This is a genomic window from Candidatus Poriferisodalis sp., from assembly GCF_965215815.1.
Classification (GTDB): domain Bacteria; phylum Actinomycetota; class Acidimicrobiia; order Acidimicrobiales; family Poriferisodalaceae; genus Poriferisodalis.
Window position 1 is genome coordinate 464,876 of sequence record NZ_CBDCEO010000012.1, and the last position, 23,220, is coordinate 488,095.

The 23,220-nt window shown below is 66.4% G+C and carries 12 protein-coding genes; 6 read left to right on the top strand and 6 right to left on the bottom strand.

The window, feature by feature from the left end:
• Positions 1 to 12: 12 nt before the first annotated feature.
• Positions 13 to 2,253 carry a cadherin-like beta sandwich domain-containing protein gene (locus ACOOHB_RS04230; protein WP_420443563.1) on the bottom strand — a complete coding sequence of 747 codons (2,241 nt, stop codon included), beginning with the start codon at positions 2,251 to 2,253 and terminating at the stop codon, positions 13 to 15.
• A gap of 389 nt (positions 2,254 to 2,642) precedes the next feature.
• Between ACOOHB_RS04230 and ACOOHB_RS04235 the strand changes: the two genes are divergently transcribed.
• From ACOOHB_RS04235 to ACOOHB_RS04250, 4 genes are read left to right on the top strand one after another with little or no spacing between them, the layout of a single operon-like run.
• Positions 2,643 to 3,692, top strand: a complete 1,050-nt coding sequence (locus ACOOHB_RS04235) for an amidohydrolase family protein (RefSeq protein ID WP_420443564.1) — start codon at positions 2,643 to 2,645, stop codon at positions 3,690 to 3,692.
• Between the two features lie 11 nt (positions 3,693 to 3,703).
• The gene (locus tag ACOOHB_RS04240) at positions 3,704 to 4,870 is read left to right on the top strand and encodes a diaminopropionate ammonia-lyase (protein ID WP_420443565.1); all 1,167 of its coding nucleotides are present in this window, start codon (positions 3,704 to 3,706) and stop codon (positions 4,868 to 4,870) included.
• Positions 4,871 to 4,908: 38 nt separating this feature from the next.
• Positions 4,909 to 5,685, top strand: a complete 777-nt coding sequence (locus ACOOHB_RS04245) for an enoyl-CoA hydratase/isomerase family protein (protein WP_420443566.1) — start codon at positions 4,909 to 4,911, stop codon at positions 5,683 to 5,685.
• Between the two features lie 32 nt (positions 5,686 to 5,717).
• Positions 5,718 to 7,808, top strand: coding sequence for an ABC transporter permease subunit (locus ACOOHB_RS04250; protein ID WP_420443567.1), 2,091 nt, complete (start codon positions 5,718 to 5,720; stop codon positions 7,806 to 7,808).
• A 294-nt stretch (positions 7,809 to 8,102) separates the two neighbouring features.
• Here ACOOHB_RS04250 and ACOOHB_RS04255 read toward each other — a convergent pair whose 3' ends face one another.
• The 3 genes from ACOOHB_RS04255 to ACOOHB_RS04265 form a co-directional block, all read right to left on the bottom strand.
• Positions 8,103 to 8,615 (bottom strand): aromatic-ring-hydroxylating dioxygenase subunit beta, encoded by a 513-nt coding sequence (locus ACOOHB_RS04255; protein ID WP_420443568.1) that lies wholly within the window; start codon positions 8,613 to 8,615, stop codon positions 8,103 to 8,105.
• 244 nt (positions 8,616 to 8,859) lie between these two features.
• The gene (locus tag ACOOHB_RS04260; protein ID WP_420443569.1) at positions 8,860 to 10,188 is read right to left on the bottom strand and encodes an aromatic ring-hydroxylating oxygenase subunit alpha; all 1,329 of its coding nucleotides are present in this window, start codon (positions 10,186 to 10,188) and stop codon (positions 8,860 to 8,862) included.
• A 199-nt stretch (positions 10,189 to 10,387) separates the two neighbouring features.
• Positions 10,388 to 13,987, bottom strand: coding sequence for a fibronectin type III domain-containing protein (locus ACOOHB_RS04265; protein ID WP_420443570.1), 3,600 nt, complete (start codon positions 13,985 to 13,987; stop codon positions 10,388 to 10,390).
• Between the two features lie 208 nt (positions 13,988 to 14,195).
• On the opposite strand from ACOOHB_RS04265, the gene ACOOHB_RS04270 reads away from it, so the two are divergent.
• Complete coding sequence (locus tag ACOOHB_RS04270) at positions 14,196 to 21,593, top strand: cadherin domain-containing protein (RefSeq protein WP_420443571.1); 7,398 nt, start codon at positions 14,196 to 14,198, stop codon at positions 21,591 to 21,593.
• Between the two features lie 68 nt (positions 21,594 to 21,661).
• On the opposite strand, the gene ACOOHB_RS04275 is transcribed toward ACOOHB_RS04270, so the two are convergent.
• The gene (locus tag ACOOHB_RS04275; protein ID WP_420443572.1) at positions 21,662 to 22,498 is read right to left on the bottom strand and encodes a phytanoyl-CoA dioxygenase family protein; all 837 of its coding nucleotides are present in this window, start codon (positions 22,496 to 22,498) and stop codon (positions 21,662 to 21,664) included.
• Positions 22,499 to 22,669: 171 nt separating this feature from the next.
• On the opposite strand from ACOOHB_RS04275, the gene ACOOHB_RS04280 reads away from it, so the two are divergent.
• Positions 22,670 to 22,945, top strand: a complete 276-nt coding sequence (locus tag ACOOHB_RS04280; RefSeq protein WP_420443573.1) for a hypothetical protein — start codon at positions 22,670 to 22,672, stop codon at positions 22,943 to 22,945.
• A 21-nt stretch (positions 22,946 to 22,966) separates the two neighbouring features.
• Here ACOOHB_RS04280 and ACOOHB_RS04285 read toward each other — a convergent pair whose 3' ends face one another.
• Complete coding sequence (locus ACOOHB_RS04285) at positions 22,967 to 23,197, bottom strand: hypothetical protein (protein WP_420443574.1); 231 nt, start codon at positions 23,195 to 23,197, stop codon at positions 22,967 to 22,969.
• Between the last annotated feature and the right edge of the window lie 23 nt (positions 23,198 to 23,220).

The following is a 23,220-nucleotide window of genomic DNA, read 5'->3' on the forward strand; positions in this document are numbered from 1 at the left end:
AGTTGCTGTCGCCTACTGCTCTTCGCTTTCGCCGGGCATGTTGTAGGAGTAGATCCGGCCCTTGTGGTTGTCGACCACCCACATGGTCGTGCCGTCGGACCAGATTCCCTTCGGGCTGTTGTTGCCAGCCTCGCGAAGAGTGTTGAAGTCGAGGTGGGCTTGTCGCTCACCGGTATCGAGGTCGTAGGCGTACAGCTTTTTGTCCATCGTGTCGACCACCCACATGGTCGTGCCGTCGGACCACAGTCCGGCGGGGTGGCAGTTGTCAGATGCCCGGGGATGGAGACTCCAATCGGAGCAGAGCGTCGTGATCTCTTTGCTCGTGTCCATCTCGCCGGTGGCCAGGTCGTAGGCGAAGATCTTGATGTTGTTCTTTGGATCGGACACCCAGATCGTGGTGCCATCGGACCACAGACCCTTTGGAACCCAATTCCAACCTTCGAGCCGTGCATCGGACGGCAGCGTGCGGTTGTCTACGCCGGTATAGAACTCTCTGCTGGTGTCGCGAACGCCGGTCGCCAAGTTGTACGCGTACAACTTCTGGTCGCGATCGTCCGATACCCACATAGTGGTGCCGTCGGACCACAGCCCATTGGCATTGTGATTGCCCGCAGCCGCCAGTGTCGAGATGTCCTTGGACGAGTCGTGGGCTCCGGTGGCCAAGTCGTAGGCGAACAGGGCTCCGCTGAGGTCGGTCACCCACATGGTGGTGCCGTCGGACCAAGTGGCTCGAGGCATGCGATTGCCTTCAGCAAGTTTGCCGATGTCCGACAGCACGGCCCATCCAAACGCATTGGTGGAAGCCCGAGCGACAACGACGGTATAGGTCTTGTTGACCGTGCTGTCGAAGGATTCCACGGTGACAGTGACGGTGTTGAGGCCTTCGTCCAGGGCGACTTGGTGTCCGTCGGCACCGGCGTCGGCGTCATCGGGGGAGATCGTCACCGTCGCACCCGTGTCGGTGCTGTCGGCGGTAACGGTGGTGCTCGCCACGGTATTGGCCGCGCCTGCGGTGTAGTGGACGGTGGCGGGATCGAAGGTGCCGATGTCCACGTTGTTGAGGGTGAGAGCGCTCAACGTGGCGTCATTGCGGATGACGGCCAGGGTGGTTCTGGTGACGATCACGGTGTAGGTCTTGGTGTGCGAACCGCGGGTCACTGTGACGGTGATGGTGTTCTCGCCGGCCACCAGACTGATTTGAGCACCGTCAGTGTTCGGGTCCTCGTCAGCAGGCGAGACGGCAACCTCAGCGTCTGCGTACTGCGCGCTCGCGGTCACGGTCGTCATGGCAGTGGTACTGGGCACGCGCACCGCGTAGTCAGTGTCCGACGGGTCAAAGGCCTCCGATGCCGGGTCAAGGGTCGCGAAGTCGATTCCGTCGAGCTCCAGTGACTGCAGGTGGGTGCGGCCGGGCATGACGTAGCCGTAGAGCTTGTCATCCTCTCGATCGGTCACCCACATGGTGGTGCCGTCCGACCAGAGACCGTCGGGCCTGTTGTTGCCGACGCCGCTGAGCGTGTCGAAATCCAGATGGGCGAGCCGGGCGCCGGTGCTCAAGTCGTAGGCGTAGATCTTGTCGTCCGTATCGTCGGTCACCCACATGGTGGTGCCGTCAGACCACAGCCCTGCGGGGCGGCTGTTGCCCGCATTCTTGAGGGTGTTGAGGTCTTTGCTCGGCTGGCGCGACTTGGCGGCCAAGTCGTAGGCGTAGATCTTCCCGTCCGACAAGTCGGACACCCACATGGTGGTGCCATCGGACCACAGGCCCTTCGGGCTGAGATTGTCCGCGTCGCCGAGGACCCAGGCGTAGAAGTCCTCAGTGCCTTTCCGAGTGCCTGTAGCCAGGTCGTAGGCATAGATCGAGATCATCTCGTTCCACCCGTCGGCCACCCACATGGTGGTGCCGTCGGACCACAGCCCGCCGGGCTTGTCGTTGCCGGCGTCGTCGAGGGTGTCGATGTCCGAATCGGAATTGCGCTCGCCGGTGGCCAGGTCATAGGCGTAGATCGTGTCGTTGCTGTCGTCGGCCACCCACATCGTGGTGCCGTCCGACCAGATCCCACTCGGATCTGTCCCTCCTACGTCAATGTCTCGCAGCGCGTCGGCAGACGCCCCCGCAGCAGGCGACAACAGCGCCGCCGCGAGCGCCACCGCAGCTAACGCCGCCGGCAGAGCCCATTTGCGCCTGTGGGGACTCATTCCGCGGCGGTATGCGGCGCTGCTATGCGGCGCCGCAATGTGTTCAGATGTCATGGGTTTTACTCCTGACCCGAATCCCTAGAGGAATTCAGCCTGCTGCAGGAGGACCTGCTGCAGGCCACGACAGCTCGCTGCCGCACGGCATGACACCGGCGACCCGAACTGATAGCTGATTGGCTGAGACATGAATTCTAGAGCAGAAACACATGCACAAATACGATTATCCAGCACAAGGACACCCTCGCCGAGCACCAATTCCGATGGATAGTCGGGATTGGCGTATCGATCTTCGTGGCGATCGTGACACCGATGGTGATTTCGCTCTTCTCAGGCTGACCCGAACCCCATCTCAAAGCGGCCAACCTGCCCTTCAACCTGACCTGATGAAATCGGGACATCAGGGCGGCTCAGCGGGCTCGGAGGCCGGGATTACGCTCGCAGCCGTGAATGAGGGGGGTGCGACGACGCCGGGACTCGTGTGTGCGCACCACCACCTGTACTCCGCTCTGGCGAGAGGCATGCCTGCCCCGCCGCGCACTCCGGGAGGCTTCGCCGAGATCCTGGAACTCGTGTGGTGGCGGCTCGACCGAGCGCTCGACCTCGAGATGCTGGAGTGGTCGGCGAAGCTCGGTGCACTGGAAGCCCTGGAGTCGGGCTGCACAGCCATCATCGATCACCACGAGTCGCCCAACGCCATCGAAGGCTCGCTCGACGTGATTGCAGCGGCCTGCGCCCAAGTCGGTGTGCGGGCGAGCTGCTGCTACGGCGTCACCGACCGTCACGGTGTTGACGGGGCCCGGCGCGGCCTGGCAGAGAATGAGCGGTACCTCGCAGCGGGCGGTCGGGGTTATGTGGGCGTCCACGCGGCGTTCACCTGCACCGACGACACCCTGGCAGCGGCTGCAGACCTGGCCCGCCGCCACGACGTCGGCGTGCACATCCACGTCGCCGAGGGGCCGCCCGATGCTGACGCTGCGCAGCGACTGGCAGGCCTGAGCGACCAGCGTTGGCTGCTCATCCACGGTGTTCATCTGCCGACCGATCACGGCCTCGAAGGCACCATCGTGCACAACCCCCGCTCGAACATGAACAACGCCGTCGGCTACGCCAATCCGGCCCGGTTCGCTGCGGTGAACCCCATAGCGCTGGGCACTGACGGGATCGGCGCCGACATGCTCGACGAGTTCCGAGTCGCCTATGTGCGCTTGCGAGAGCACGACGTGACCGCCTCGCCCGATCAGCCCTGGGAGTGGCTGGCCCAAGGCTGGGACCTGATGCCCGAGGCCCGCAACGACTCAGTGCGGTGGTCCTATCCGAGCGCCGATCCCTGGCATCTCGCCTACACGCCTGGCGTCGGAGCCCTCGATGTCACGATCGACGGCGAGCAGGTGCTCTCCGCTGGGATCGCCACTCGAGTCGACCCAGCCGAAGTGCGTGCCAAGGCTGCTGAGCAAGCCCAGCGGCTCTTTGCTGCGCTCGACGAACTGGACTGAGGAGGCCGACGTTGGCTGCACTGGTGACCCGCAACCCCCTGTTCGACGGGCGCGACTGGCCCGCCGCGCCAACCGAGGTGCTGACATTTCACCGTCGGCTGCCGGCCTATGCCCCGACGCTGGTGATCGATGCACCTCGGCTGGCCGAGAGCCTCGGCGTCGGACGGGTGCTCGTGAAGGCGGAGACCCAGCGCATGGGCTTGCCGTCGTTCAAGATTCTGGGCGCGTCGTGGGCGTCGTACCGCGCCATCTGCGAGCACCTCGGCGGCGAGCCGCCGAAGTGGGCGAACATCAATGCGCTGGCGGCCAGCCTGGCCCACCTTCGGCCGATGACCCTGGTGGCCGCCACCGACGGCAACCACGGACGGGCGGTTGCCTTCATGGCCCGGCTGCTGGGCTTCGACGCGCACATTCTGGTTCCCGACGGCACTGCGGAGGCCCGGATTGCCGCCATCGGGGACGAGAGCGCAACGGTGACCGTGGTGGACGGCTCCTACGACGATGCGATCGAACAGAGCGCCGAGATGGCCGGTGAGCGTTGTCTGGTCGTGTCGGACACCTCATGGCCGGGTTACGAGACCATTCCCGCCAACGTCGCCGAGGGCTACACGACGATCTTCTCCGAGGTGGACGATGCGCTCGCCGCCAACGGGATTCCCCAGCCCGACCTCGTCGCAGTACCCGTCGGCGTCGGGGCCTTCATGGCCGCTGCTGTCACCCACTACCGCAGCGGCGAGCACCGTCCGGTGCTGGTGTCGGTGGAACCCGACGATGCGAATTGCGTGCAGGCCTCGACGATGGCAGGGGAGATCACCGAGACCCCAGGGCCGCACCGTTCGATCATGGTCGGGTTGAACTGCGGGGTGCCCTCACCGCTGGCATGGCCGATGCTGGCCAGCGGAGTCGACTGGTGCGTCTCGGTGAACAGCGATGCCGCCGGCCGGGCCATGGCCGACCTGGCCGAATCCCAGGTGGTTGCGGGCGAGACCGGCAGCGCCTCTCTGGCAGGCCTGCGTGCGCTGCTCAGCGACGAAGCTGGCCGAAGCGCTCTCGACGACCCGGAGAACGCAACAGTGCTCGTCATGGTCACCGAAGGGGCCACCGACCCGGCCAACTACGAGCGCATCGTCGGCCGCCCCCACACCGACGTCGGCCGGGTCCTCACCGCAGTACTTTGAGCGCCCACCAAGCGCTGGCCAACAGGGAGAGACTCGTCATGCCACTCGACCAAGAGAACTACCAAGCAATGCTCATCGACAAACGGGACAATGGCGTCGCTGTCGTCACGTTGAATCGCCCGGAGCGACTCAATGCGGTCAACGGGCAGATGCATCACGAAATGGCGACCTTCACTCGTGAAGCGCAGACCGACGACGACGTGAAGGTCGTCGTGCTCGCCGGCTCAGGCCGTGCCTTCTGTGCCGGCGGCGATTTCAGCGATGCCAGCGGACCGGCGGTCAGCTTCGAGGAGGGGCGCCAGATCGTCGACCATCTTCTCGAGCTCCGCAAGCCGATCATCTCGGCCGTGCAGGGTTATGCCATGGGCCTCGGTGCCAACATCGCGCTCCTGTGCGACGTCGTGGTGGCGGGGCATAGCTCGGTGTTCGCCGACACGCACGTGAACATGGGCATCGGCGCCGGCGATGGGGGACAGGTCATCTGGCCCCTGCTCATGGGTGTGAACCGGGCCAAGTGGTACCTGATGACCGGCGAACGGGTCACTGGTCAGATGCTCTACGACATGGGGCTCGTCAATTTCCTGGTGGACGACGACGCAATTCTCGACACGGCACTTGAGAAGGCGGCGCAGCTCGCTGCAGGGCCGCAAAAGGCCATCAGCGCCTCCAAGGTGCCCATCAACAACTGGATCCGGCAGATGTCGGCCCAGATCCTGCCGCTGTCGCTCAGCCTGGAAGGCGAGACCTTCCACAGCAGTGACGCTCGAGAGGCCCAGCGGGCGTTCGTGGAAAAGCGCCCTGCGAAGTTCGAGTAGTCACTAGCAGGGATGCAGAAGGCAAGAGGGCCATGGCGCTGACATCTCCAACGACCGGCGACGACGGCGCGGCCCCCGAATTTGCGGCGGGCCGGTTAGCCCGTTTGATTCGGCCGTTTGTGGGCATCGCAGTGCCTGCCGTCGCGACGATCGCGGCGCTCACCGTGGGCGCCGTCATGCTGCTTGCGTTCGGTGCCAACCCGCTTTTTGCCTACGGCAAGCTGATCACCGGCGCGTTCGGCAGCGCCGACAACCTCGCTGACACCGCGGTGCGGGGAATGCCGCTTGCCCTGGTCGGCGTGGGAATCTGCATCGCATTCCGCACTGACGTCATCAATATCGGAGGCGAGGGACAGATCATCCTGGGTGCCATCGCGGCTACGGCCACGTCGATGGCATTTGATGACCTGCCACGGGTGCTGCTGGTGCCGCTGGTGATCATCGCCGGTGCCGTCGGCGGCGGGTTCTGGGGAGCGATCCCCGGCGCACTCAAGGCGTACGCAGGCGTCAACGAGATTCTCTCGACGATCATGATGAACATCGTCGCCGCGCATCTGCTGAGCTTCCTGCTGCAGGACCTGCTCATCGAGCCCGGTGCGATCAGGATCCAGCAGACGCGCCGCCTCAGCGCCAATGCCGACCGGGAGGGATCAGGCCGCACGGCGCTGCGCGAGCACGCCCGGTTGAGCGCCCGCAGCGCCAAGCGCACCGCCCAGACCAGCGACCAGGTCGCCCAGATGCCCAACACTGCACGCGGCCTCGCCACAGGAGCGCTCACAGCCGAGCATGCCGAGGTGCTCGCCGACGCCGCCCGCCACACCAGCCCCGAAGCGGTCGACACCGCTGTTGAGCTGCTCGAGGCCGCCGCGGTGGTCCCGCCCGAGGTGCTGCGCCGCGACGCGCGCGACTTCGCGGCCCGCCATGACCCTGACACGGTGCGCTCGGTGCTGGACCGTCAGCGCCGCCAGCGCAGCGCCGCGCTGTTCATCGACCACAGCACCGGCATGGGAGTGCTCAACGCCCGCCTGGACCCGGTCAGCTTCGCGTTGGTCCAACAAGCAGTCGAGAACTACTGCGACGCCCTGTGGCGCGCAGACGGCGGACGCGACGGCACCCCCGATGAGATCCGCGACAACCCCCAACGCATCGCCGACGCCATCTTCGAGATGCTCGCCGACCGAAACGCCCTCGCCACCATCGCCCACCCCACCGCGCACACCGCCCACACCTCGAACCGCACCGGCGACACACCCCACCGCGCCGGTGACTCCTCGCACGGTTCCGGGGACACGCCGCACCGCTGCGGTGACTCCTCGCACGGTTCCGGGGACACGCCGCACTGCGCCGAAGGTGACGACAACCGCCACGCGGGCCACAGCCGCAGCGGCCCCGAGCCGGGCTCAGGACGAGGCGATGCCCAGCCAGCCAAGCACCCACGCCGCCCCGGACCCGACACGCACCGCAGCGCCGAACATGACGACAACGGCCACGCGGGCCACAACCGCAACAGCGACAGCACCAGCGACGACAACGATGCGGCGCGCGACAGCGCCCCGGGTCGTTCGATCGGGCGGTGGCGGCCCGCCCAGGCACCCAACCAGCTCGTGATCATCGCCGACATCGGCGTCATCGACGGCACCCGACCCGACGGGCTGTGCGAAGCCCTCGGCGCAGGACCGGTCCCCGCGGCCATCCTCGACGATCTCTCACCCGACACCCGCATCAGCGGCGCCATCTTCGCCGGACCCGGACAAGTGCTGTGGCACGGACGCAGCCGCCGCCACGCCAGCACCCCACAACAGCTCGCCATCGCCATACGCGACCGCGGCTGCGTGCTGTGCCGCAAACCCATGCACCGCTGCGAATACCACCACATCGACGAATGGCACGCCGACAACGGCACCACCGACGAAACCAACCTCGCCGCCCTCTGCGACGACTGCCACAACACCCTCCACAACAACAACCGGCAACTCCGCCGAGGACCCGCCCCCAACAGATGGACCACCCAACCCCGCCCCCACCCCCCAACAGACCGACCGAACACCGCAGCCCGAGGCGACTCCGCTGCAGGCGGTGGTGCGAGCAACCGACCCCACAGCGACCCCCGCAGGTGGCAATGACACGAGCAACCGACCCCACGACGGCCCCCTCCCTCAGGCTCCAGGCGGTAGCCCTGCAACGCCCAAACGAGGGGTGCGTGGGGGCAGGGGCGCCCGCGCGCAGTTATGCGGCGCCCCAAGCCCACCCAGTCAAAGCACCAAGCGCCGCATCTGTTTGAAGCACGGGCGCCCCTGCCCCCATGCACCCCGGACGCGCACTAGGAGACTGCCGAGCAGATCCCGAGACTGATCCTGTCGGGGCCAGCGCGTGGCGTTCAGCCCGCCTCAACAGCGCACACGTTTGTGGTCACAGCACTAGATGATGAAGGGCAGGTTTGGCAGCGGCGATGTGGAGTTGACGAGTTCCACTTTCTTGGCAGCCATGCGCAGGCCGTCTGGGGTGCGTCGCAGCCGGTGTGTTGCCCGTCCCGCCCACAGGCGCAGGTGCCCGGTTGCCTGGACTGCGTGCTCGTAGAGCACAAAGTTGCTGCCGACCTCGAACTCGTCGGCGTCGCCGTCGTCGTCACCATCGGCGCTCAGGATCTCGATGTTGGACACGACCCGGCGCATCGACGACGGGGGATCCTGCGCATGGTGGACGCCGGTTGCCAGCTGGCGGATTCGGGTGCCGAGGCGGGCCCGGTTGTCGTTGATGTAGCTGACCCGGGTGCCGGGCTCGTAGTCGCCGGGACCGAATGGGACCCAATAGTGCATGTCATCGGTGACCAGTGCTTCCCACTCGTCGTAGCGAGACTCGTCGGCGAGGCGCGCCTCGCGATAGACGAACGCCTCGATGTCGCGGCGCGTTGGCTCGTCGACGGTTGCCATGGCGCCGTCTCAGGCTCCTTCGGCGGGACGGGTCTGGCGAACGCCCGCTGGTAGCTGGTCGCGGGTTGCCATGGCGGTTGCTTCGGTGGTGGCGAAGCTGGTAGCTGGTCGCGGGTTGCCATGGCGGTTGCTCGGGCTCGGTCGGCGGGACGGGTCTGGCGAACGCCTTCTGGTAGCTGGTCGCGGGTTGCCATGGCGGTTGCTCGGGCTTCGTCTCAGGCTCGCGGGTTGCCATGGCAGTTGCTCAGGCTCCGTTGTGCGGACTGTTCACCATGACGTCGGCCATGACGTCGCGGTAGTGGTGCCAGAAGCCGCGATTGGTGGTTTCGTCGGTGATGTCGCTCCAGCGCTGCCCGTCCTCTGAGTGCTCGCGTTCGAGGCCCCGGCTGAGGTCGACCCATCCGCCATCACCGACGACCGCTCCCTGGAAGGCACGGTGCATCCGTTCGGCGATCACCGCATCGTCGGTCAGGAAGAACGATGCGGGACCCATCGCCGCCTCGGACTGCAGCACGAGCCGCCGGTTCACGCTCTCGTCGGTGCCCTCGACCAGCAGCGGTGTGTGGTGATGCACCGTGACGCCCGGCGCAAGCGGCTCGATCCGGGCGATGTTCATCTCGGCCAGGAAGAGGTTCGGGAACACGAGAGCGTGCGGCGGCCCGTCCCACAGGATCGACTGCGCCTTGTCGGCACCAAAGGAGCGCTCCAGTGCGTCGCAATAGTCGGTGACTTTGTCGCGTGTGGTGCCGAGCCAGGCAAGTTCGGTCGTGTAGCCGCGACGAAAGTCCAGTTCGATATGACCCCCGTCGTAGGCACGTGTGACCGACGCCGAGGCTTCCTCACCGCCCATGACGATCTCGTCGTAATAGGTGTCCGGGACCGCCAGCGCCATCGAAGCGTGCGTGAAGTTGAGGTGGTACCCGTCGTTGTCGCTCTCTGGCCACATCTTCCAGTTCGAGTCGATCCGCTGGCCGATCCAGCCGGCTCTCAAGCGGACCCTGCCCGTCGGCGACATGTTCGACGTGCGGTCGATGAGGTCGGTGCCGCCTGCTCCCAAGTGCTCGCTGAGCGGCCCGGCGGTGCCGCTGCGATTGGCGAACACGAACCCCCGGTAGTCGTCCACCTGGCCGGGCCGATCCAACCCCAGATCGGCAGTGTCCTTGTGGAAGCCCTTGGGTCCGGGGACACCCAGCAGCGTGCCGTCGAGGTCGTAGGTCCACCCGTGGTAGGGGCAGCGGAAGTTGCGGTTGTTGCCGTCGTTCTGCGGGCACAGAGTGGTGCCCCGGTGAGCGCAACGGTTGGCAACGACGCTGATGGCGCCGTCACGGTTGCGCACCATCAGCACCGGCTCGGTGCCCAGCCGCCGGGAGACCCAGTCGCCGATCTCGGGCACCTCGGATTCGTGGCCCACAAAGACCCAGCCGTCGGTGAAGATGCGCGCCATCTCGTCCGCGAACACAGCGGGATCGGTGTAGAGGCTGCCGTGGACCCGGTCGTCCTGCACGAGAAACCGGTAGTCGTTGGTCGCCGGCGAACTCTGCACTGTCAGCGCCATCGATGCCCCTCGCGTCACTGCCACGAGACGCTAGGCGTTCTCATCCTGCTGCCGCTGACGCAGCGCCCACGATCAGGGTGATCTGCGTGCTGGCCAAATGTGATCGTCGCGGCTCGGTGGGTTAAAACTGCTCGGTGGGTTAAAACTGCTCGGTGGGTTCAAACTGCTCGGTGGGTTAAAACTGCTCGGTGGGTTCAAACTGCTCGGTGGGTTAAAACTACTCAGTGGGTCCTGGCAGTCCGATGGGATCAGCTTCCTCGGTGGCGGTGTTGACGGTGAGGCTGACGTTCACGATGTCGGTTTCGAACCAGTACAACGTGGCGCCGGGCCACTGGTACATCGTGGAGTAGGCGGATTGGCGGGGCACCGTCGCGTCCGCGGAACTGAACTGCTGATCATCGATCGCGAGCGTGAAGGACTCCGGTCTTACCCCGTGGCCGAGAGTCAGCCACAAGGTGTCGCCGACGACTGCTAGGACAGCGATGGTGTGGCCGTTCTCATCGACGAAGAAACCGGTCGACGACAGCGACCCCAACGGCGTGTTCGTGTCGGGATTGAAGACGCTGTACCCCATGAATGCATCCTCGCCGTACTGAGTCGCGCCCACTGTCAAGAGCGCCGACCACGTCGAGGCATTGTGCACGTCGGGTTCGGTCGAGTGGGTCAGCCTGACCCACACGCTCGTGCCCGCCGAATTCTGCGCAGCGACCCGGTAGTGGTACTCGGTGTCCGGGATCAGGGAGCTGTGCACAGCTTCGAAAGTCACCGACTCGGGGTCCACGGTCTGCAGTTCGAGCAGGGTCCAATCGGCCTCGTCCGGCGACCACTCGATGTCATAGCCGGTTACGTACGCTCCGCCGTTGTCGGCGGGTGCCTCCCACGACAGCGTGATCTCCGTTTGTGTCGCCGAAGCTGACAGGCTCTGGGGCGCACCTGGTGCGCTGGCCGCACTGCTGGCCAAGGCGTACTCAGAACTCGAGCCGGCAGCATTGACTGCTGCAACCCGGAAGCAGTACACCACAGCTTCAGTTGGTGCCTCCTCGCTGTAGGAGGTCGCGGTGGTCTCGGACTCGCTCAGACCCCACTCGACGCAGTTCCGCGAACTCTCGAACTTGTAGCCCGTGATGGCGCCGCCGCCGTTGTCGGCGGGCGGGTTCCAGTTCAGCGTCATCATGTCGCCGGAGCGTTGCATGGACAGCTCCGAGGGCTTGTCCGGCGGGGTGATCACCGCGGTGCCGTCCTGCAGGATGGCGCTGATCGGGCCGGTGCCGATCCGATTGATTGCTGAGACGCGGTAGTAGCGCAGCGAACGGTCGAGCTGCGTATCGTCGAGGTATGTGGTGCTGAACAGCAGCAGCTTGCCCGAGCGGAAATTGGGCAGCCGCTCCCAGCTCTCACCGTCCCATGAGCGCTCCACCAAGTAATCGGTCACGTCGGTACCACCGTCGTCGGCGGGTGCGTCCCAGACCAGGATGTGCGGCTCGTCGTCGGCTTTGGTCAGCTCGACGTTGATCGGCCGATCTGGCACGCGTGCGGGTGTGGTCGCCCCGAACGCGGTCTCCGAGCGCGGACCGAAACCTCCCCCGTTGATCGCCGAGACCGCGTAGTAGTGGCGTGCGCCGGCGCTCAGCCCGCTATGGGTCCACGTCGTGTCGGCCGTGCCGGTGTTGGGGACCAGCACATTCCAGTCGTAGCCGCCGTTCAGGGACAGTTCGATCCGGTAGCCGCTGATCTCTCCACCGCCCGGATCGGCGGGCGCAGACCACTGCAGATCGATGGCCTCGCGGCCCTGCCCTTGTGCGGACAGCTCGGTCGGGGCGCCAGGCACGAGATCAACATCCAAAGTCACCCTGAAGTCAGCGTTGTCACTGAACAGCCCGCCGTCGGTGCCGATCCACGACGCCGCAGTCCACGTGAACGTGCCGTCGGACTGCCCGGCATCCTTCAGGAGCAGACGCAGCTCATCGCTGTTCAGCGTGAGGAAGTCGAACGCGTTCGCCGCAGGCGACGGGCTCACTGTCAGGCTGACCTCGTTCGCCGACACATCCCCAGAGAAGCCGGTCACGTCGTAGTCCACACCGCCATAGGTGAACGGTTCGGACAAGGTGAAAGACGTGTGATGACTGTTGTCTGAGACCGGCTGGACGGTGCCAGTGCCGCACCACAGAGAATCGCAGCCGCCTTCGATCAGGAACACCGGCGACATCGCGTAGTAGTAGAACTCGTTGGTGACGCGCTTGCCTTGGTGCCAGAACGACTCCTCAAACCGGGTTCCGTTGTGGTGGCCGTCGACGTCCTCGAGCGGCCCCCAGCGCTCGCACCACGGTATGTCTTGACCCCAGTTGCGATTCCTCCAACAGGGCGGTTGCAGTGTCTCGGTGCTGGCGCCCGTCTCGACAGCTTGACACCATTCGTCCTGGGGCTTCGTGGGCTTCTCGCCCAAAGTGAGCCAAGGGCACGGATGCGACAGGTGGCTCAATTCCTCTACGTCCACGGGATCGTCGGGATCCCAGGGAATAGCGAGTTGCTTGGGTGACCCGTCGTGCGTGCTGCCCGTGGCGATCTTGTAGCCGCCGTCGTAATTTCCGACCGAATCGTCGTAGTCGAACTCGAACCCGTCCGATGTACCCAGCTCGTTGACCTTGCGGACGCTGTCCCAGTTGCCGTCGTAGAAGTTGCGGTAATCGACGGCGATGCGCTGACCCGCGTTGCCGAGCCAGTAGATCGGGTGACCCAGATCGTCCTCGGTCCACTCGGTGCAGGTATTGGAGCGTGCGCTGACCGCCCTGGTGCTGCCGACCACGCGGAAGTCGGACGCGTAAGGCTGAATCGCCGTCATGCCGCGTGCGGCGACATCGCTCACGAAACGGTTGTAGGCGCCGATGTCGGTCGGCACGGCATTGCGTCGGCCCGATGTCACGAACAGCAGCCGGAAACGGTCCCCAGCCTCCAGCCCATGGCCCGACGGCACCAGCCCCGAGCTCAATGCGATCTCATGCTCGGGAGCGTCAGAGCAGATGCGTCGCTGGTCCGAAGGCGCCTGTGTCGAGCCGGTTGCCACCACTGAGTGCGGGCCACGCCCTGAGCCGTTGATTGCCGAGACCCGGTACGCGTAGCTCCGGCGGCTCTGCAGATCGGTATGGCTCATCATCGTCGTCGGGCCGCCGGTATGGCCCAGCAGTTCCCAGCTGTAGTCCGAGTCGGCGTTCAGGGAGAACTCGACGCGGTAATCAGTCACGTCGCTGGTGCCGGCATCGGTCGGGGCAGCCCAGATGATGTCGATGCGTGACGACAGCTCGGCACTCGCGACGACACCGGTCGGCACGCTGGGCGCGCCGACAAGCCTCGGCCGCGGCATGCCGCTGAAGCTGTGCGTAGCAGTCGCCGGCATCGAGTGGATCTCGGACCACGCCGAGGCGCCGGCAGAGTTGACAGCCCGAATCTGCACTTGGATGTAGCGCTCCAACTCGAGGCCGTCGAGGATCACGCTGGAACCGGTGAAGACCGCCATGATCCCATCTTCGGGACTCGGCAGCCGCCGCCAGCCGTGTTGGCCGTCGAACATCTCGATCTCATAGGAATCCGCGCCGGTCACATCGTCCCAGTCCAGATGCACCATCCCGTGATGCAATGCCACGCCGGTGATGTTCTGAGGCGCCTCGGGAACATTGTCTGAGGCGGCCGCTGCCTGCCCCACCGTCAGCATCCCGACGGCCAGCACCCCGACGGCCAGCACGCTGACCAGCACAGTGCCCCGGGCAAGCCCACCCGACGCACGCCACAATCCCGTACAGAACGTTTGGACACGCTGCCGCACGCAGCCTCGATACGTCATCCTCACTGCAAAGCCCCCATCACGATCAAGACAGCGCTCAATAGACTCAGATATATATGAGCTAAGCGCATGTCAACCGAGCGGCAGCGTACCCCCCCTCCAAAAAAACAATCGGGGTCCACAGATCGTCCGGTCGGCAGATCGCTGAACGGGAGCAGAAGTGTCGGTTGCCCGCGCCGTGGTGGTTCGCATGAACGTGTTCGCTCTGGCGGTGCTGGTCGCGGTATTGGCTGTCGGGCTGTTCACGGTGGGGCAGGCGAGGGCGGCCTCAGGCGACGTTCCGGAGGTTCCGCAGAACATCGCTGGTGTGGCTCTGCATTACGGCATGGTGTCGTTGGACTGGGACGATGCTGTGGACGCGGACTCCTACGACGTCGAATACTTCGACGGTCAGGGCTGGCTGTGGCTGCCCAGCGCGGCACGGGGGATCTTGGCGATATTCAACGGGTCGAGCGTGATCCTCGACGGTCTGGAGAACGAGCGTCGCATCCAGGTGCGGATCCGGGCGGTCAACTCGGCGGGTACTTCGGCGTGGTCCGGTATCTATTCGATGCCAGCGACAGCCACGCTCGATTTCAGCGGTGTGGCGCGGCCCCGGTTCCCGGGCGCGCCGACGATCACGAGCGCTGGTCCCTATGAGGTCGACGAGGGCGCGACCTCGATAGCCACGCTCGGCGCCACAGATCACAACACGGCTGAGTCCGATCTGGTCTGGTCTGTGACGGGCGGCGCGGACGCCGCCAGATTCGTGTTGAGCGAGTCGGGAGCGTTGGCCTTCGACGCGGCCCCCGACTACGAGGAACCCGACGACGTCGGCGCCGATGGCATCTATGAGCTGACAGTGCAGGTGAGCGACGGGACGAACGACGCCACCGCGGATGTGCTGGTCACGTTGGAGAACGTCATTGAGCTCGAGGCGACCGAAGGCCCCTCGGAGGTGAGTTTCGCCGAGAACGGCTGGTCACGGGTGGCGACGTTCACTGCGTCGTCGCCCCAGGACCGTGACGGCATCACCTGGACCCTGGGCGGTGACGACGCGGCGCACTTCAGCATCGACGAGCCGTCGGGGGTGCTGCGGTTCGACCTTGACCCGGTGGCGCCGGTGATCGTCGCCAAGCCACCGGATTTTGAGGCACCGGTCGACAGCGGCAACGACAACGCCTACGCGGTGACGCTTCTGGCTTCGTCAGCTTCGGCGACGGCTGATACGGCGGTGACGGTGACGGTGACGGTGACTGATGCGGATGAGCACGGTGCGGTGTCGCTGTCGACCAAGCGGCCCCGCACGGGCGTGCCCGTCACCGCGGCGCTGGCCGATCCCGACGGCGTGGTTGACGGATCGGCGACATGGGTGTGGGAGCGCAGCGTCGGGTACAACGAGTGGGCCGCGATCGCAGGGGCGGAGGGGTCGAGCTACACGCCGGTGGCGGCTGATGCGGGCAGCTTCTTGCGGGTCGGCGTGTCCTACAGCGACAACCACGGCAGCGGCGCGCAAGCCCAGGCGACGGTGCCCGAGGTGGTGGCGGCTGCTCAGCTCAGCGGCCTGTCGGTGAGCACCGACGACTCGGCTTTGGCCATCGGAGCGGACGCCTGGCGGCAGATGCGGCCGGCCTTCGATGCGCAGACGCTGCACTACTCCGTGGGCTGCAACGACACCGACACGATGACGTTGACGATGCGCCCCGATGATGCGTCGAGCCGGATCTCGGTGGACGGCATCCAGGTCGCCAATGCGGGCGCTGGCGTTGCGGTGACCGCGACGGTGCCGGTGACGGGTGCCAGCTCGGTGCGCGTCGCCCTTGCCAATGCCGAGGGCGCGCAGACCCAGTACGTCGTGCACTGCTTCGGTGACGCGGTGTGGCCGATCCTGGTCGAGAAGCCTCTGGGCGAGAGCGGCGTGCTCGACGAGCTGATCCTCTTCTCACAGAGCAACCACTTGATGGCCATGGACCACAACGGGGTCCCCCGCATCATTCGCCGCGTCGGCCAGGCGGCCGGAGGATATTTCCGGTTCTATCCCGACATCAACGGCGAGCCCCGATACTCCTACCAGCGTGGATTGGCCTGGATTCTGGACGAGAACCTGGACCAGCTCGCGGTGGCGAGAACGGTGCCGCCCCTGACACGCCAGGACGGCCACGACTTCCGGTTGCTCGACAACGGGAACTACATGCTGATGGCCTATCAGGGCACCGAGCGCGACCTGTCCCATCTCACCTTCAACGACAGCCGCGGCGGGCTCTTGGGGGCTGATGTCTATGTGGCGGACTCGATCATCCAGATCGTCACCCCGGGCGGCAGCGAGACGTTCAACTGGAACTCGTGGGACCACATGCCCCTCGAGGACTGCGCGCAGCACTTCTTCCCGCCCGTCAACGGCGACTATGCGCATCTGAACACCATGCAGATGGCGGACGGGCACATCATCGCGTCGATGCGGGGATGCTCGAGGATCCTGGCCATCGACGCCGCGACCGGCGACGTCCTCTGGAGGGTTGGGCCCTCGAACCTGAGCGACTCCGAGTGGGCCGAACGTGACATCGGGCCGCCGCCGCTGGACATCATCGGCGACCCCGAGAAGCAGTTCTGCGGCCAGCACGCGTCGTCGCTGCTGCCCAACGGCAACCTGATCCTCTACGACAATGGCGTGGAGTGCACCAAGAACCCCTGGACGCTTCAGAATCTGTTCCGGGAGAACGCGGTCTACAGCCGTGGCCTGGAGTACGCCCTGGACCTCGACAACGGTGAGGCGGTGTTCGTGCGCGACCATTCGCTGCACGGCACCAAGAGCGAACTGGGCTATCGGAGCGGGCACATCGAGGGGTTGAGTAACGGCCATTGGCTGATCAGCTGGGGAGGAGGAAGTCGAAACCCCCCGTCCCCCAGTCCCTCTGACGTGTTCACCCAGGTAGATCCGGACACTGGCACCGAATGGCTGTCGGTGGATGGTACCCGCGCCAATAAGGCCACGACCATGGCACCGGAGGCGTTGGCGCGGGCTCCTGCGCCGCCCGAGGCGCGGGTACTGGCGGGCAGTCATACGTCGGTGGCTCATTCCGGGGTGGGCGATGCCCCGCAAGTGGCGGTGGCTTTCAACCGGCCGGTGGCGGACTTCGCAAAGTCCAGCCCGTCGTTGAGCGTTCAGGGCGCGACGGTCACCGCGGTGGCGCCTCTTCTGGTGGCGGACGAGGCGGCGAATGCGTACTTGGTGACGCTGGCTCCCGACGGTGAGGGTGCCATCTCCGTCGCGTTCGTCGCCGGCGAGGCGTGTGACGACGGCGGTGTCTGCGCGGCCGACGGCATGATGCTGGCGAGTGTGCCTGCGGCGCTGGTGATCGGTCCGCCGGTGACGGTGTCGTTCGGTGCGGCCTCTTACAGCGTCGCTGAGGGTGCAACGTTGCAGGTGCCGGTGGAGCTGAGCAGAGCCCACAGCGGTCTGCTGGAGATCGAGGTGCCGATCATCGCGTCGGCCCTCAGCGCCTCGGTCGGCGAGTTCTCGGTGGCTTCCGGCGTGCGCTTCGCGGCGGGCGAGACCCGCAAGACGGTGTCGTTCGACGCGGGTGACGATGCCTTGGTGGAAGGTCCCGAGACGGTGGCGCTCAGCTTCGGCACGCTGGAGTCGGGATTCTCGGCGGGCTCGACCGGTGTGACGACGGTCACGATCGCGGACACCGACACGGCTGTGATCGGGTTCAGCGTCGCGAGCAGCGAGGTCTCTGAGGGGGGCGAGACCGAGCTGACGTTCGCTGTCACCAACGGCGTCACGTTCACGGCGGACCAGGCCATCGGCATCGCAGTGGCCGGGTCGGCTGACGTCGGGGACGACTTCGTGCTCACAGACTCCCAGAACCGGACGCTTTCGGCGCCTTACTCGGTCACGCTGCCGGCGGGCGCCAGCTCGGTCACAGCGGGGTTGAGGACGGTGGACGATTCTGATGCCGAGCTGGCCGAGACTGTCGTGTTGAGCGCCCGGCTGGCGTCGACTGGCACGCTGATCGGCTCGCGTACTGTCACTGTGCCTGCCAGCGACTTGGACGCGCCCGAGGTGACGATCACGGGGGGGGGGGGGATCGTGACCGAGGGCGGCGATGCGGTGTTCACGCTGGAGCGCACCGCCACGCTGGGAACCCCGTTGACCCAGGCGCTCACCGTGAGTGTCGAGGTGACGGCGACCGGCGGGATCCTCAGCGGCGCGCCGGCGTCGACGGTGACGTTCGCAGATGGCGAGAGCACCGCTGAGTTGCGAGCGGGGACCGTCGACGACTCAGTCGTGGAGGACGCGGCGACGGTGACAGCGCTGGTGCGCGCTGATACCGCGAGCCCGGCGAGGTATGTGACGGGCTGGCCCGACCGTGCCACGGTCGCGGTGCGAGACGACGACATTGCGCGCTTCAGCGTGTCCGCGGACGTCGACGCGGTCGTCGAGGGCGCCGAGGTGACGGTGACGGTTGGCACCGTCGGGGTCACCTTCGCGCAGGCCCAGAGTCTGTCGGTGAGCGTGGCAGGCAGCGCCACTGTCGGCGACGATTTCGTGTTGACCGACGCCGACGGGAGTGAGCTGGCAGCGCCCTATGAATTGACGCTCGGGGCTGGTGCGGAGTCGACGAGTTTTGGGATCGCAGCGGCCGTCGACGCGGTGGAGGACGACGGCGAGACGGTGGTGCTCGTGGTCCGCCACGACGGCCAGTCCGTCGCGTCGGTCACGGTGACGGTCACCGACGAGAACGAGCCGCCGGTGGTCGCGGGCACGAGCGTCTTGTGGTTTGCGGAAAACGGGACTGCGGCGGTGGCCGTGTTCACCGCGGCCGACGCCGAGGACGATCCGGTCACCTGGTCGCTGGGCGGCGCGGATGCCGCCTGGTTCGACATCGTCGCCGGCGCGCTGGGGTTCCGCGCTCCGCCGGACTTCGAGATGCCAGCCGACGCCGGTGCCGACAACGTCTATGACGTCGCGGTGCAGGCCTCCGACGGCGAGAACACCACCAGCCGTCACGTGACAGTGACTGTCTTCGACGTCGACGAGGCGGCCACCATCGCCAGCGTCTCCGGGTCCTTCGTGGTCAGCTACGACGAGAACGCCACCGCGCCGGTGGCCGCGTTCACCGCGACGGATCCTGAGCGGGCAACCATCAGATGGTCGCTGGGCGCTATCGACGCTGCCGTGTTCAGGATCAGCAGCGGCGGTGTGCTGAGCTTCGTGCGTCCGCCGGATTTCGAGCATCCCGACGACGACGACAACAACAACAAGTATGTGGCGCAGGTCCAGGCTCGTGCCGGTGCCAGTGATTTCGTCGTGAGAGATGTGCTGGTCACGGTCGCCGATGTGGACGAGCCCGGCATGTTGGTGCTGTCGTCGCCCCAACCCCAGGCCGGCACACCTCTCGGGGCCGCGGTCGTCGATCCCGACGGCTTCTTGGCGGCGCAGGAGTGGACTTGGCAGCGCCGCCTCGGCGACGGCCCCTGGGGCGACATCGCGGGAGCGACGACCGGCAGCTACACACCTGTGGCCGCCGACGAGGGCTATCACCTGCGAATCGAGGTCTCCTACCTCGACGGCACCGGCACTGGCACAGACACCGTGGCGGCGGAAACCGTGTACCCCACCCGCGCCGCGCCCATCGCGCCCAAGAACGCGCCGGACTTCGGAGACGATCCCGTTGCGCGCTCCGTCGCGGAGAACTCGCCGCCAGGCACTGCTGTGGGTGCGGCGGTCACAGCCACTGACAGCGATTCCGGCGATGCCGTCAGACTCATCTACACGCTGTCGGGCCCGGACGACGACCTGTTCACCATTGACGGTTCCACAGGCCAGATCCGTGTCGGCTCAGCCGCGGTGCTGGACTACGAGAGCGCCAGCAGGCCCTACTCCGTCACCGCGACCGCCACCGATCCCTCGGGCGCCAGCGACGACGTCACAGTCATCATCAACATCACCGACGTCAACGAGGCACCCGTCGCCGCAGACGACACCGCCGTCACCGCTGAGGACAGCCGGGTGGTCATCGCGGTGCTGACCAACGACACCGACCCCGACGGCGACACCCTCACCGTGGCACTTGGCGACGCGCCCTTGCACGGACGCGTCAGCGTGGAGGCCGACAACACCCTCGCCTACACCCCCACAAGCGACTTCAACGGCAAAGACATCTTCACCTACGCCGTCTCCGACGGCCGCCCGCACCGCCCGACCCACGAAGCGACCGTGACCGTGACCGTCAACGCGGTCAACGACCAGCCCAAGTTCCCGACAACGTCCACAACACGCACGATCGCCGAAGGCGCCCCAGCCGCAGCACCGGTGGGCCGCCCGGTGACAGCCGCCGACGTCGACGGCGAACCGCTCACCTACGGCCTCTTCGAGGTTGACGCGCGGTCATTCACCATCGACCCCGACACCGGCCAGATCGGCGTCGGGCCAAACACCGTGCCGGACCGCCGAACCCAACCCAGCTACCGACTCAGAATCCAAGCAACCGACCCCCACGGCGCCAGAGCCAGCACCGCCGTCACCGTGACCGTCACCGCCCCCCGCACCACGCCGGGAACAGGGCCTGTCAGGGGTGGCGGCGGCAGTGGTGGCGGTGGCGGCGGCGGTGGTGGAGGCGGTGGTGGCGGCGGTTTTGAGCCGAGCACTGCGGTGGTGATCGTGGCCAATGGATGGAGCCCGTCCGATATCGGCGTCGCTGCGGCGCTGTCGGCACGCACACCGGACTCCGCGGTGATCTACACCACAGGCGACCGACTGTCGGTGGCTGCACGCGATCTGCTGACCGACTATCTGCCTGCGGGAGTGATCGTGGTGGGCGGCGAGAACGCCGTGAGCGCCGCAGCGCTGACCTCGATGCGGCGCGCTTCGGAATCGGACTCGGTTGAGCGGATCACCGGAGCGACACGCTCGGACACCGCCGCCAGCGTCGCGCGACGGATCCTGGACGCCTCCGAGGCGGGCGGGGCGACCGTGATCATCGCGAACGGATGGAGCCCCGCCGACATCGGCGTGGCCGCAGCACTCTCTGCACGCACACCTCGCTCCGCCGTCGCCTACACCACATCCGGCGCCTTGCCCGATGCGACACAGCGACTGCTGCGCGACTACCGACCGGCCCGCGTGCTCATCGTGGGCGGCGAGGACGCCGTGGAGCCCGCCGCAGCGTCGCAAATTCGTAACGCTGTGCCCGGTGCGATCATTGAGCGCGTCAGCGGCGCCACCAGAAGCGCAACAGCCGCCGGAGCGGCCCGGCGGTTCTTGGGCCCGCACCTCGCGGCACCAGCCGATGAGCTGACGATCATCGTGGCCAACGGCTGGAGTCCTCCCGACATCGGCGTAGCAGCCGCGCTCTCGGCACGCACCGCGGGTTCCGTGGTGCTCTACACCGAAGCTGTGCGACTTTCCGCCGAAGCCGCCGAGTTGCTGGGTGACTACCGGCCGACCAGAGTGGTGTTCATCGGCGGGCCTGCCGCGATCACCGCCGCAGTCAAGGACCAAGCCCGCACAATCCTGCCCGACGCAACCGTGCTGCGACACAGCGGAGCTACCCGAACCCAGACCGCCGCAGCCATCGCACGCCGAACACTCGGACCCTCATAGGCACACCAACCACACACGGCACCACACCGAGAGCCGCCGCTGCGACGCAATGACCAGTGGTCACCGAGCTAAATCCCGGGGGAGCGGTACCCGTCGTTGCGCCAGAGAATCGGGAAGTGGTTCTCGTCCATCTCGTCGTCCGTGAGCCGGGCGTAGCGGGAGTAGATGGGTCCGTTGCCTTGCCCGAAGCCGTCCCGGTTGAAGCGGGCCTCGCTGCTGGCGCAGTGGAGCACGAGGGCCCGGCGGTGGCGGCCAGAATTGTTGGGTCCCGAGCCGTGCCAGGCCCAGCCGTGATGAAACGAACCGCCTCCAGCGCTCACTTCGACCGGCGCGATGTCTAACTCGACACCCGCGGCGTCGGCGGCTGCAGCGACCGGGGCCCGGTAGTCGTCGGGGGCATGAAACTCGCCGAACAAATCGCCTGCGGTGGGCCAGCGATGCGATCCCCGGGCGATCTCCAAGGTGCCGCCACCCGCCACCGTGTCGTCCAGCGCAATCCAGCACGAGAACATCTCGGTGGGCGTGTACCAGGCCAGGTAGGCGTTGTCGCGATGGAATCCCAGCGACCGGGCACCCGGCGGCTTCCACAGCACGTTGTCCTGGACAATGCGGGCACCGGGCCAGCCAGCCAGCTTGGCCACGGCCTCACCCAGGCGAGCGTCGAGCACGGTCGACGCGATGAGCCGGTCGGCCTTCCAGCCGTTGCAGATCTGCCGTGTCAGGGTCGGATCGCTGCGGTCCTCGAGCCAGTTGACTTCGTCAGGGGCGATTCCCGTCTCGAAGTCCCCTTGGAACAGCCGCTCGAAGCGCTCTTTGAGGGAATCGATCAGGCCCGGGTCAATCAGCGAGTCGACCGTCACGAAGCCGTCGGCGAAGAACGACTCCACATGCGCAGCCCCGAGCATCGCGCCAAGCTACTGCTGCGTTCTCTGGGACGAAGCCGAGCGGCGAGCGTGGGCACCGGGAGTGCTCAGTTTCCATTTGGAGCACACCGGCAGTCCCAGCAAGCCACGCGGCTACCCTCGTGGCCAGGGTCGCCAAGTGCAGTCAGCGCGGCGCAAATGGATCGGGGTGACATGAGCCCGAGCGATGTTCAATTGAGCGAACACAGCAAGGAGTTCCACTTCGTGCTGGTGACCGCAGGGTCTGATCTTCTCGACTGGGCCACGCTTGATGCGCTTTACGAGGCCGGTTGCGGCGACGCAACCATCGGAAACGACACGGTGGAGTTCACCCGATCGGCTGCAACGCGAGACGAAGCACTGTGCTCGGCGATGCGAGATGTCGAGTCGGTTCCGGGCGTGTCCGTGCTACGAATCGAGTTCGACGACGGCGTCGCCGGGCGCACCTGACGCAAGCGGAAGTACGGTCAGCTATCCGCCTACAGCGCGGTGGGGCAGGGCCGTGACGGCTGCCAGGTTGCTCTCGTCCGTCAAACCTCCGGCCGTAGCTGTGGTGATCTGTTCGAGCCGATCTGCCGCGCGATAGAGCAGTGCCGTCTCGTCGGCGGTGATGTGTCTGGTGCGCGGATCGCTGTGATGGTCGGCGAATGCCCGCAGAACCTCGGGCAACGTCAACCCCTCGTAGTAGTCGGCCTTCGGCATCGAGGTCCCCTTCGTGGGTTCAG